9 protein-coding genes are annotated in these 11787 nt (G+C 68.7%); 6 read left to right on the top strand and 3 right to left on the bottom strand.

What is annotated here, in order from left to right:
* Nucleotides 1-178 precede the first annotated feature (178 nt).
* The 4 genes from G7B67_RS04615 (at nt 179) to G7B67_RS04600 (ending at nt 3584) form a co-directional block, all read left to right on the top strand.
* Nucleotides 179-844, top strand: coding sequence for a c-type cytochrome (locus G7B67_RS04615; protein WP_166208601.1), 666 nt, complete (start codon nt 179-181; stop codon nt 842-844).
* The gene (locus tag G7B67_RS04610; protein ID WP_166208599.1) at nt 841-1809 is read left to right on the top strand and encodes a c-type cytochrome; all 969 of its coding nucleotides are present in this window, start codon (nt 841-843) and stop codon (nt 1807-1809) included. The genes G7B67_RS04615 and G7B67_RS04610 overlap by 4 nt, the downstream gene beginning before the upstream one ends.
* Nucleotides 1809-2849 carry a hypothetical protein gene (locus tag G7B67_RS04605; RefSeq protein ID WP_166208596.1) on the top strand — a complete coding sequence of 347 codons (1041 nt, stop codon included), beginning with the start codon at nt 1809-1811 and terminating at the stop codon, nt 2847-2849. Before G7B67_RS04610 ends, G7B67_RS04605 begins: the two co-directional genes overlap by 1 nt.
* Nucleotides 2850-2930: 81 nt before the next feature.
* Nucleotides 2931-3584 carry a DsrE family protein gene (locus tag G7B67_RS04600; protein ID WP_166208593.1) on the top strand — a complete coding sequence of 218 codons (654 nt, stop codon included), beginning with the start codon at nt 2931-2933 and terminating at the stop codon, nt 3582-3584.
* Nucleotides 3585-3687: 103 nt separating this feature from the next.
* Here the strand turns inward: G7B67_RS04600 and G7B67_RS04595 are convergent, their stop codons facing one another.
* From G7B67_RS04595 to G7B67_RS04585, 3 genes are all read right to left on the bottom strand, one after another.
* Nucleotides 3688-5526: a diguanylate cyclase gene (locus tag G7B67_RS04595; RefSeq protein WP_166208590.1), complete on the bottom strand. Its 1839-nt coding sequence runs from the start codon at nt 5524-5526 to the stop codon at nt 3688-3690.
* 281 nt (nt 5527-5807) lie between these two features.
* Nucleotides 5808-6626 carry a class I SAM-dependent methyltransferase gene (locus G7B67_RS04590; RefSeq protein ID WP_166208587.1) on the bottom strand — a complete coding sequence of 273 codons (819 nt, stop codon included), beginning with the start codon at nt 6624-6626 and terminating at the stop codon, nt 5808-5810.
* Between the two features lie 297 nt (nt 6627-6923).
* Entirely contained in the window at nt 6924-8828 is a 1905-nt protein-coding gene (locus G7B67_RS04585; RefSeq protein WP_166208584.1) for a putative bifunctional diguanylate cyclase/phosphodiesterase, read from the bottom strand.
* Nucleotides 8829-9015: 187 nt separating this feature from the next.
* Between G7B67_RS04585 and G7B67_RS04580 the strand changes: the two genes are divergently transcribed.
* Complete coding sequence (locus tag G7B67_RS04580; RefSeq protein ID WP_166208581.1) at nt 9016-10437, top strand: M20/M25/M40 family metallo-hydrolase; 1422 nt, start codon at nt 9016-9018, stop codon at nt 10435-10437.
* 271 nt (nt 10438-10708) lie between these two features.
* Nucleotides 10709-11785 carry an FIST signal transduction protein gene (locus G7B67_RS04575; protein ID WP_207780869.1) on the top strand — a complete coding sequence of 359 codons (1077 nt, stop codon included), beginning with the start codon at nt 10709-10711 and terminating at the stop codon, nt 11783-11785.
* Nucleotides 11786-11787 lie beyond the last annotated feature (2 nt).

The raw sequence follows: 11787 nt of genomic DNA, 5'->3' as shown, positions 1-11787 counted from the left end.
TTCCGATGATGCCAACGCGTATGGTCGCGCCGTTGCCATGAATGCGTGTGAAGAAGTCGCTAATGGCCGCGATCGGGTTGCGTCGACAACGCTCCCCGGCAACCGTGCATGCTCCGGTTTCACAAGGCGGCGACTTTCGGCTGCCTACTGTCCCCGCGACCTTTTCGCGGGGCGTTCCATGAGCAATCGAACCCTGTCGGCAGCCATGCCTTGCGGCGCCGTGTTGCTGGCGTGGGCCGGTATCGCCGCTGCGGCGACTGCGCCATCCGCCATCGCCGCGCAGGGCAACGGCCATGGCGCCATGGCCTGCCAGGGTTGCCACGGCGCCGACGGCAGGGGCCAGGCGGGTTCCGCATTTCCGCGTCTGGCGGGCCTCGATGCCCACTACCTGCAGGCGCAGCTGGATGCCTTCGCGAGCGGTACGCGCGACAACCCGGTCATGCAGCCGATCGCCAAGGCGCTGGACGATGATGAGCGCGCGGAGATCGCGATGTATTACGCGCAGTTGCCCACCGGAGCCGGTGCCGTGCCCGGCAAGGCCGGCGCCGGCGATGCACCGGGTGCGCGCCTGGCGTTGCAGGGCCGCTGGTCGCAACAGGTGCCTGGTTGCGTGCAGTGCCATGGACCTGGCGGCGTCGGCGTGGGCTCCGGCTTCCCGCCGCTGGCCGGGCAACCGGCGGCGTACCTGTCGGCGCAGTTGCATGCCTGGAAGCAGGGCACGCGCAGGAACGACCCGTTGCAATTGATGCAGCACATCAGCAGTGCGTTGAGCGATGCCGACATCCAGGCGGTGTCGGCCTGGTTCGCCGCGCAACCTGCGCGCCTGCCGGAGACCGCGCGATGAAGATGATCCTGGCGCTGTGCGCCGCCAGCCTCGTCGTCGCGGGTTGCGGCAGGGAGCCGGCACCGCCGTCGTCAACCGGCGCAGCGCAACCGCAGGCAACGGCCATGCCTGCATCGCCGGCAACACCGACACCGCCCGCGACAGCGGCCACGGTCGCCACCTCGTTCACGCCGCCGGCCGATGACGCGATTCCCGAAGGCCCGTTCGGTGACCTGGTCCGGCGCGGGCGCGAGATCTTCGTGCACACGCCCGATGCCGCGCCCAAGTTCGTCGGCAATGGCCTGACCTGCGCCAACTGCCATCTCGACGCCGGCCGCCGTCCTGATTCGGCGCCGCTGTGGGGCGCCTATGGCGTGTATCCGCAATTCCGCAAGAAGACCGGCGAGGTCAACGATTACGGCCAGCGCCTGCAGGGTTGCTTCCGCTACAGCATGAACGGCACGCCGCCGCCGCTGGACAGCGAAGAGATCCGCGCGCTGGAGGCGTATTCGTTCTGGATGGCCACCGGTGCGCCGGTCGGCGTCAAGCTCGCCGGCGCCGGCTATCCCAAGGGCAAGCTCAAGGCCGCGCAGCCGCCGGACTACGCGCGTGGGCAGACCGTCTTCGAACACAACTGCGTGCTCTGCCACGGCAGCGACGGGCAGGGGCAGAAAGTCGCCGGGCGTTACGTCTTCCCGCCGCTGTGGGGGCCGGACTCGTTCAACTGGGGCGCCGGCATGCACCAGCTGGACAACGCCGCCGCCTTCATCAAGGCCAACATGCCGTTCAGCCGTGGCGGCACGCTGAGCGACCAGGACGCACTGGACGTGGCGATGTTCATGGATGCGCACGAGCGCCCGCAGGATCCGCGTTACACCGGCGACCTCGCCGCCACGCGCAAGCAGTTCCACGACACGCCGCAGTCGCTGTACGGCACGACCGTCAACGGGCACCTGCTCGGCTCGGCACCGGCTGGGCGTCGCTGATGTCGCCGATGCGGAGGTCATGCAGCGGCATCCTGTTGCTTGCGGGCCTGGCCGGCATCGTTTCGACCGCGCACGCGGCGGAGACCGCGATCGGCGAGACGACGTTCGGCGGCAAGGTCTTCATCGATGCGACCCACCTGTCGACCACCCGCGATGGCGTCGACGACGACAGCACCGGCGTGGATCTCACGCGCCTGTACTTCGACATCGACCATCGTTTCAGCCCGGTCTGGTCCGCGCACCTCACCACCGACGTCAACTGGCTGCGTGGCGAGAGCGATCCCACCGACGTCTGGATCAAGCATGCCTACGTGCAAGGTGCCTTCAGCAAGGCATTCGTATTGCGCGTGGGCGCCGCGGACATGCCGTGGGCGGCGATGGCGAACCAGTGGTACGGCTTCCGCTATGTCGACAACGAGCTGGTCAGCCGGCTGAAGTTCGCGTCCACCGCCGATTGGGGCGTGCATGTGCAGGGAGCCCCCGCGGATGGGCCGCGGCTGGATTACGCGGTGTCCGTTGTCACCGGCTCCAGCTACAAGCGCCCGCGCACCGGTAACCGGCCCGACGTCGAAGCGCGCCTGGGCTGGCAGCCCAGCGAGCACAGCGTCATCGCGGTCGGCGGCTACGACGGCCAGCTGGGGCTGGACGACGACACGCAGGCGTTGACCCATACCGCGCGCCGCTGGGACGCGTTGGCCGCCTACGCCGGGCCGCGTTACCGCCTCGGCGCGCAGTGGTTCGAGAGCCGCGACTGGACGCAGTTGCGCTCGCCGCTGTCGGACGGCGCGCATGGCTGGTCGACGTGGGCGAGCGCGAAGCTGTCCGAGCGCTGGACGCTGTTCGCGCGCCACGATGATACTTCGACCAGCGCGCAACTGGATCCTTCGCGCCACGACCGTTACAGCAACGCCGGCATCGAATGGCGGGTGTCGCCGAAGCTGCTGGTGGCCGCCGCGTGGAAACACCAGCGGCTGCGCGACCGCAGCGGCGAGCGTGCTTCGGCCAACGAAGCCGGCCTGTGGGCGCAGTTCGCGTTCTGATGGAGGCCGTTCAACGACATCGCGCGGGCATTGCCCCGGTTTCACCGCGCCTTTCCGACACTCGTACCCGATGGTGACCCGATGAGTACCCGCAGCAGCGAGATGCCACGTGGCATCTCCGATGCAACTGACCAGCCCGATGGTGTGGGCAGGCGACGGCGGCGCCTGTCGTGGCTGCTGGTGCTGATGGCCCTGGTCGCGGCGACGGCGTTCGTGCTGCTGGTGCGCTGGCAGCATCGACAGCCCGATCCGCGGCTGGAATTTCCGCGGATCCATGGCGCCGGCGGCATCCTGCCGGTCAGCCCCGGCGCGCTGCTGCCCTCGGCCACCGCCGACCACCGCCTGCTGGTCGACATCGACAGCGCCGAGCGCGACCGCTCCGGCCACAGTATCCGGCTGCAGACCGCGGCAAAAATCCTGAACCTCTATGCGGCGGCCGGCGTGCCCGCGGACAAGGTGCACATGGCCCTGCTGCTGTACGGCCACGGCGTCGAAGTCGCGCTGGGCGATGGGCAATATCGCGCACGCTTCCATCGCCCCAATCCCGATGCCGCGCTGCTCGCGCAACTGCAGCGCGCAGGGGTCAGCACCATCGCCTGCGGCCAGGCGCTGGGCCACCAGGCGATCACCGCGGCCGATCTGCAACCGGGCGTCCGGCTGGCGCTGTCCGCGCTCACCGAACGCGAAGAACTCGAGACCGCCGGGTATCGCGCGGTGCCGAAAGAGCCGCACTGACCAGCGCATTTGCGCGAGCAAGCGCACACCGCACCCTGCCGCTTGCGCGATCGCGGCGTGATGCAGCAGGCGATCGATGCGGGTCGTCGCTGGTGATTCGCCTTCAGGCCAATGCCGCTTCGCGCGCACCCTCGACCCGGTTGCGGCCCGCCAGCTTGGCGGCATACAGCGCGGTGTCGGCATCGCGCAGCATCGCTTCCAGGCTCGACGACTGCGCCGCGCCGGCGACGCCGAAGCTCGCGGTGACCACGATCGCGGCACCACTGGCCAGTTCGACCACCATGCCTTCGGTCGCCGCGCGCAGGCGTTCGGCGTAGTCCATGGCCGCGCCGCGGGCGACGCCGGGCAGCAGCACGAGGAACTCCTCGCCGCCCCAGCGGCAGAGGATGTCCTCGCGCCGGCTCAGCTCCAGCAGTTCGTGCGCGATCGCCACCAGCGTGCAGTCGCCGGCATCATGGCCGTGGCGATCGTTGATGTCCTTGAAGTGGTCGATGTCGAGCAGGATCACCGACAGCGGCGTGCCATCGCGCATCGCCGCGGCATGCAGCGGCATGGCGCGGTCGAGGAAGCCGCGCCGGTTGCACAGCCCGGTCAGTGGATCGTGCTGCGCCAGCTGCATCGCATGCGTGCGGTCCTCGCGGACTCGGCGCAGGCGCAGGCCCAGCGCGAGCGCCCAGATCGAGGCTTCGAGCATCACGCCGACTTCGACCGCGCGGAAGGTAAGGGTCGAGAACGGCAGCACGCCCATCACCGCCAGCGTGGTGACGAAGGCGCCGGCCATGCTGGCCAGCGACGCCACCAGGAAGATCCGCGACTGCTCGCGGGATTGCCGCACGCCGGCGATGCCCAGCACCACCATGATCACGGTGAACGACATGATGTAGGCGAACGCCAGGCTCACCGCGGTCGGCTTGGCACCGACGGCCACGCACAGAGCCATCGCCACCAGTGCGATGCGCACGATCCACGCGATGGCGCGATCGAGCTTCGGCGCCCAGCGTGCCAGGCCCAGGAACTCGCGGGCGAACCACAGTCCCGCGCTGGAAAACAGCACCATGCCGATCAGGATCGCGAAGTTGGCGACGCGTGGCGCATCCCGCCACGCATGCAGCGCAGCGATGCCCGAATACGCCAGGTGCATGTACAGGTAGCTGCCGACATAGGCCACGTAGCGCAGCAGGCTCGCCTCGCGCAGCGCCAGCCACAGCAGCCCATAGGTGACCACCAGCGCGAGCAGGAAGCCGTGCACCAGCCCGAGCCAGTGCTGCGCCGCGCCTTCGAACGCACCCACGTCCGCCTGCGGCACCAGCCGCAGGGCGAGCGCCGCGGAGTCGACGCTGTCCGCGCGCAGGAACAACTCGCTGTGGCCGGGCGGCAACACCGCATCGAAGCCGAACCCGAGCCCCGGCCGCAGGTAGCGCGACGGCGAGCGCGCGTCGCCCACCTGCCACTGCGCGATGCCGCCCCCGGGCGTCAGCAGCCAGGCATCGGCGCGATCGGCCCACGCTTCGACCGCGTAGATGCGAAACGCGCGCGCCGCCCCTTCGCGATGGTCGATGTCCAGGTGTACCCACAGCGGCGGCGCGCGATTGCCCAGGTTGGGCACCGCGACGGACGAAGGTTCGAAATCGCCCGCCGCCAGTCGCGCGCGCGCCTGCGCCAGCGTCAGCGGGTGGCCGGGGGTTTCATTGAGTACCCGTGCAAAACGACCGAGCGGCACCTCCGGATCGGAGAGGCGCGCGGGTGTCGGAGCAGCGCTGGCGTTGCCGGCATCGGAGCCTGGCGCAATGCCGACCAGCCCCTGCGCATCGACGCGCACGGATTGCGCGCGCCCGGCGTGCGGCCACGCCACCAGCGCCAGCAGCAGCATTGCGCCCAGCAAACCCAGGCGCAGCACTCCCTGTGCGCCCCAGTCGCGTGATGCCGGCCGTGGTGTCTCCAAGTCGCACGTCCCCGTGTGGTGTCGCAGGCCCGTCCCCGCTCCTCCCCGCGGCCTGCAAGGCGCCACTGGCGGGTGCAGGGGACGGGCGGAGTATAGGTGCCCGACCGGACAGCCGGTGCGCCACCGCGACCCCCGGTTCCTCGCAGGAGTGGCTGCAGCCGCGAGCTCTTCCCACCCCCGGAAACCAGGCGCACGCCGCAGCCATCGTCCCGCCAATGCCGCCGCGATCGCCTTCGCGCTTGTCGCTCACCGTCGCAGCGGCGCCCCACGCCTGCCGGCCGCTACTTCGTCGCGACCACGACCAGCGCCTGGATCGTCCCCTCGATCGCACCCTCCCCGAACCGCGCCGCCAGCGCCCGCGCCGCCACCTCGGTGGCCATGCCCACGCTGGCGCCGCCGCGCGCTTGGATTTCGTTGCGCATCGGCGTGCCCTGGCACAAGGCCACCGCCGCCTCCGCCGCACTGCCGGCACGGCTGGCGAGGCGGACGATGTCGATGGTCGGGTCGACGCCGAATCCGGCGGCCGACAGATCGCGCCGGATGACGCTGTTGTCGTGGTACCCGTGCGGGATGTGTTCCAGGAAGCCCGGCGGGTCATCCGGGAACAAACCCGCCATCGCCCGCACGACCACGTCGGTGAATGTGTTGTCTTCAATGCGATCCCACACGCTGAAGGCGAACACGCCCCCAGGCGCCAGCACCCGCCGCACTTCGGCGAAGGCCCGCGCCTTGTCGGGAAAGAACATCGCGCCGAACTGACATGCCACGACGTCGAAGAAGCCGTTTGCGAACGGAAGCTGCATCGCATCGGCCTGTCGCCACGTCACCGCGCGCGCCGTGCCCTGCGCCTGGGCCACGTCGAGCATCGACTCGCTCAGGTCGGTGGCAACGAGCGCGGCCTGCACCGGCAGGCGCGCCGCCAGCGCGCGCGTCACCACGCCCGTGCCTGCGGCGATTTCCAGCACCCGGTCCGGCGCCAGGGCCACCACCCGCGCCGCCAGTTCGTCGGCGAAGGGCTGGAAGATCAACGGCACCAGGAAACGCTCGTACAGCAGTGGCACGGGCCCCTGGAACAGACTGTCCGGATCGGTCGTGGCCACGGTGGTCGCTGCTCCCCTGCGGGTCCAACCTTATCCACAACGCAGGCCCGTGCCTAAGCCGGTCCCGGGCAGGACCTGCGGCAGGGGCGGAGCCGGCCGGCGAAGGCGCTTGGGGCCGCGCCATGCTGCTCAGGGCTGCCGGACGGGTGCCCACTTCCAGCAGCCCACAGGCGCGCGGTGTCTGCGCCGACGGCAGCGGATGGCCCGGGATATCCAGCAGCGTGAACCCTGGAGTTCGCGGCACAACGGCCGGGACGACCGGCGCCCAGGCGCGGATACGTCCGCGCGCGGCGAGGGTCAGGTGGCTTCGGCCTCCAGCGCGCGCCTGACGACGGGCCGCGCCAATCGCGCCGCGAAGTCCGCCGCCGGCTCGGGCCGTGCGTAGAAAAAACCCTGCACGTTGGTGAAGCCAAGCGCGCGCAGCATGGCGTCCTGCTCGGCATGCTCGATGCCTTCGACCACGACCTCCAGCGACAGCGCCTGGGCCAGGTCGCGGACTGCACAGACGATCGCCAGCGCGTTGTGGTCACCGACCAGGTCGTCGATCATCGTCTTGTCCAGCTTCAGCGTGTCCACGGGGAAACGCCGCAGGTAGGCCAGCGACGAATAGCCGGTGCCGAAATCATCGATCGCCAGCCGGATGCCCAATGCGCGCAGGGCTTCCAGCGTGGTCAGTGAGGCGCTGGCGCTCTGCATCAACGTGGTTTCGGTTATTTCAAGGCACAGGCGCTCGGGCGGCAGCCCCGAGGCGGCCAGCGCCGCGCCCACGCCGTCGATCAGCCCTGGCTCGCCGAACTGGCGCGCGGAAATGTTCGCGCGCAACAGCCGTGGCGTGCCATCGTCCTGCGTTGGCCAATGGCAGGCTTCGACGCAGGCGCGCTCCAGCACCCGGTAGCCGATCGACTCGATCAGGCCGCTGGCTTCGGCGACGTCGATGAAGTCACCTGCGGCCAGCAACTGGCCATCCTCCAGGCGCCAGCGTGCCAGTGCCTCGGCGCCCGCGACTTCGCCCGTCAGCAGGTTGACCTCTGCCTGGTAGGCGACCTCGATGCGGTCGTCGCGCACGGCATTGCGCAGCGCGCGCTCCATCGCCAGGCGTTGGACCAGGCTGCGGTGGCTTTCCGCATCGAAGACTTCGACCCGACTGCGGCCTTCGAGCTTGGCCTGCCTGCTGGCGAGGTCCGCATTGCGCAGCAGCGCTTCGGCGCTCGGCACGCCCGTTTCGGCGACAGGCCCGAAGAAGGCGATGCCGATGCTTGCGCTGACATCCAGCGACGGGGACAGCGGTTCGGCAATGACGTCCAACAGCTGCTGCGCCAGCGCCAACGCTTCCCACTCACCCGCGATGCGCGGCAGCAACACGCCAAAGCAGTCGCTTTCCACGCGTGCCACGACCGCTTCATCCGGGGTGGCCGCATTGATCCGCTCGGCCAGCAGCGCCAGCGTGCTGTCCCCGCCGGCTTCACCGAGCAGCTCATTGACGTTGAAGAAGCGGTCGATGCTGAGGAACAGCAGCGCGGCCTGTCGCGGCCGGTGCTTCATCCGCATCAGCAACTGGCAGACGCAGGCATGGAACAGGGTGCGATTGGCAACACCGCTGACGTTGTCGTACAGGTCCAGGTAGAGCAGCCGCGCCTCGGCATCGCGGCGCCGGTCGCGATCCATCGCCACCGACAGCACATCGCCGAAATAACCCACAAGGGCGGCTTCGTCGGCGTGCCAATAGCGCGGTGTCGCCGATTCGAACTGCAGTTGCGCCCACGCAACGCCATCGATGTGCAGGTGCGCATCGATGTACGCGCCAACGCCTTCCTGCTGCAGAGCGTCGCGCCACGCCTGATTCTTGATCGCGGCGATATCGTGCACCCGCCGGACGTCGGCAGGCGTGCGCTGGTCGCGGCGTCGGTTGGGTACCGGCGTGGGCCAGTCGCTGACCGCACGTTGCCGACCGGGGCGGGGAGCGGGAAGCAGCGACGAGCCGCTGGCCTGCAGGCACGTCAGCATGCCACCGTCCATCTGCCACAGGACCAGTCGCTGCAGCCCCAGCGTCTGCATGGCGATGGGCGCGAGCACCGCGAACGCGGCCTCGACTCCCTGGCTCGACTGCAATACCTCGCGTGCCACCCGTGCCAGCGCGATCGTGTGCTGGCGCAGGCGGGCGCCGCGCGTGCGTGGCGCGCTTGCCATCATCGTCCCGCTCATGGCCCCCCCGGACCGGGCGACCTGACGCGCCCGTTCCTCCTTATACGCCCACCCGCGGCACGGACTCCGCCGGGAACCGCACATCCGCCAGGCGGCGGCTTGGCGGCCGGAGGTATAAAGGTGCCAGGGACACGTTCGCATCCATCCCGGAAACGGTCTCCCGGACAATTCCCCAATGGAGAAGGTCATGAAATCAACGATCCTGGCGTTCGCGGTTGCGGCGCTCGTGGCAGGCCCGGCCGCGGGACAGGTGCCGACCGGCACGATGGCCGCGTTGCGCCCCGACCAGCAGCAGTTCTTTTCCCTCTACAAGGAGCTGGTCGAGACCGACACCTCGGTCACCACCGGCGACTGCACCCAGGCCGCCGCGCAGATCGGGGCGCGGCTGAAGGCCGCGGGCTTCAGCGACGACCAGGTCACCCAGTTCTCCGTGCCCGACCACCCGAAGGAAGGCGGCATTGTCGCCGTCTATCCCGGCACCTCGGACACGCTCAAACCGCTCCTGCTGCTCGCCCACATCGACGTCGTCACCGCCAAGCGCGCCGACTGGGTGCGCGACCCGTACAAGCTGGTCGAGGAGAACGGTTACTACTACGCGCGCGGCATCGCCGACGACAAGTTCATGGCGGCCACGTGGGCCGACACCCTGATCCGCTTCAAGCAGGCAGCCTACAAACCCGCGCGCACGGTCAAGATGGCGCTGACCTGCGGCGAGGAGACCGACACCGCGTTCAACGGCGCCAAGTACCTGGCCAACAACAAGCGCGACCTGATCGACGCGGCCTTCGCCCTCAATGAAGGCGGCGGCGGCGACACCGACGGCAAGGGACACATCATCGACCAGTCGATCCAGGTCGGCGAGAAGCTCTACCAGGACTACAAGCTCGTCGCCACCAACCCCGGCGGCCACAGCTCGCAACCCGTGCGCGACAACGCGATCTACGCCATCTCCGACGCATTGCTGAAGATCCGCGACCACGAGTTCCCGCAGCAGTTCAGCGACACCACCCGCGTGTTCTTCGAGCGCGCCGGCGCCGCGCGCAAGGACGCCCTGGGCGCGGCCATGATCGCGCTGGCCAAGGACCCCAACGATGCCAAAGCGGCGGCGGTGGTCAACACCGACAAGGGCTACCACTCGATGCTGCGCACCACCTGCGTGGCGACGATGATCGACGGCGGCCACGCGGTGAATGCCCTGCCGCAGCGGACGGAAGCCAACGTCAATTGCCGCATCTTCCCGGGGCACACGCCGGCGGAGATCCAGGGCGAGCTGGCCAAGGTGATCGGCAACCCGAAGATCTCGATCGACCTGGCACGCAAGGACAAGCCGGTGGCGAAGATGCCCGCACTCGATCCGGCGATCATCGGCCCGATGGAAACGTTGAGCGCGAAGTACTTCCCCGGCGTGCCGGTGATCCCGTCGATGTCGACGGGGGCGACCGATGGGCTCTACCTGTCGGCGGTTGGAATTCCGACCTATGGCGTGCCGGGTGCGTGGTTCGATCCCGACGGCAATGGCGCCCACGGGCTCAACGAGCGGCTTGAAGTGCGCTCGGTCTACGTGGGGCGCGATTACCTCTTTGACCTGGTCAAGGCGTTGGCGGAGTAGCTGTCGCTGAGCTGAGCAATTCCCCTCCCCTTGGATGCCTTGTTGCCGCGAACAGGGCGGGAGCGCGCGTGGGCTGCGTCCGCCGCATTTCTGTTAAATCGATGTGAGTGGACCGACTGCCGCCGGATAACATGCCCAACCGGGCGGGCGGCATTGTCGCGATCCTCCCCCAATACGCGGTGGAAAAATGACAGACCTGTTAGCAGTGCACACCGCCTGCGGAGATTCCGCGGGCGCTGCCCAAGATCTGGCTGGACAGATCAATGCGGGCATGGACGGCCCGCCAGACGCAATCGTCGTGTTTGCATCATCGGCCTTCGATTACACGCGTCTGCTTGGCGAGCTCAAGCGCCTTTGCTCGCCGCACCTTCTTATGGGCTCGTCGTCCGCGGGCGAGTTCACGCATGCCCACCGCGGGACGGGGACTGCCAGCGCGTTGGCAATCCGGTCTGCGGAAATGAAGCTGACCGCCACCCTCGGGCGGCATATCAGCAGCGATGGCCGATCCGCCGCCCGCGACATGGTCGCCGACTTCAGGGGACTGGATGGCCGCCATCCCTACCGAGCAGCCATCGTCATGACGGATGCATTGGCGGGCCACGCCGAAGCACTTGTTGATGAACTGACGTTGCTGACGTCCGGCAGCTATCTCCTTGCGGGAGGTGGGGCGGGCGACGATGCCAAGTTCAGCAAGACCCATGTCTTTCTCGATACCGAGGTCTACAGTGATGCCGCGGTGGCGCTGGAAATCCTGTCGCACAAGCCCATTGCAGTCGGCGTCGGGCACGGCTGGATACCCGCCGGGAATCCGATGCATGCCACCGAAGTGCAGGGCATGCGCCTGGTCGGCCTTGACGGAATGCCCGCGGTTGAAGCCTTCGAGCAGCATGCCGCCGCGATGGGGCAGTCTTTTGATCGCGACAACCCGATGCCGTTCTTCCTGCACAACATCATCGGGATCGACACCGGGCAGGGCTACCGGTTGCGCGTCCCGCTCAGTGTCAATGCGGATGGCTCGGTGGACTGTGCCGCGGAAATCCCCGAGCAGTCACGGGTATTCCTGATGAAGACCACGGGCGAATCCGCGTCAATGGCGGCTGCTCGCGCCACGCGGTCGGCCGTGGAGGCCCTCGAATCGCATGAGCCGGGCGCGGCGCTTTTCTTCGACTGCGTTGCGACCCGTCTGCGACTTGGCGATGAATTCGGGAAGGAGTTGTCTTCGGTTGGCGAAGGGTTGACCGGCGCACCGTTCGTCGGTTGCAACACCTATGGCCAGATCGCACGCTCGGATGGCCAGTTCAGCGGCTTCCATAACTGCACGGCGGTCGTACTCGTCCTGTCGCGCTAGCA

Source organism: Cognatiluteimonas telluris (genome assembly GCF_011320095.1).
In the GTDB taxonomy this organism is placed as follows: Bacteria; Pseudomonadota; Gammaproteobacteria; order Xanthomonadales; family Xanthomonadaceae; genus Cognatiluteimonas; species Cognatiluteimonas telluris.
The sequence above is the reverse complement of the archived record's forward strand: the minus strand, read 5'-3'. Positions and strand labels throughout refer to the sequence as shown.

Excerpts from the sequence above, each read along its gene's own strand:
- G7B67_RS04615 (WP_166208601.1), top strand. The coding sequence starts at position 179 with ATGAGCAATCGAACCCTGTCGGCAGCCATGCCTTGCGGCGCCGTGTTG.
- G7B67_RS04610 (WP_166208599.1), top strand. The coding sequence starts at position 841 with ATGAAGATGATCCTGGCGCTGTGCGCCGCCAGCCTCGTCGTCGCGGGT.
- G7B67_RS04605 (WP_166208596.1), top strand. The coding sequence starts at position 1,809 with ATGTCGCCGATGCGGAGGTCATGCAGCGGCATCCTGTTGCTTGCGGGC.
- G7B67_RS04600 (WP_166208593.1), top strand. The coding sequence starts at position 2,931 with ATGAGTACCCGCAGCAGCGAGATGCCACGTGGCATCTCCGATGCAACT.
- G7B67_RS04585 (WP_166208584.1), bottom strand. The coding sequence starts at position 8,828 with ATGAGCGGGACGATGATGGCAAGCGCGCCACGCACGCGCGGCGCCCGC.
- G7B67_RS04580 (WP_166208581.1), top strand. The coding sequence starts at position 9,016 with ATGAAATCAACGATCCTGGCGTTCGCGGTTGCGGCGCTCGTGGCAGGC.
- G7B67_RS04575 (WP_207780869.1), top strand. The coding sequence starts at position 10,709 with ATGGACGGCCCGCCAGACGCAATCGTCGTGTTTGCATCATCGGCCTTC.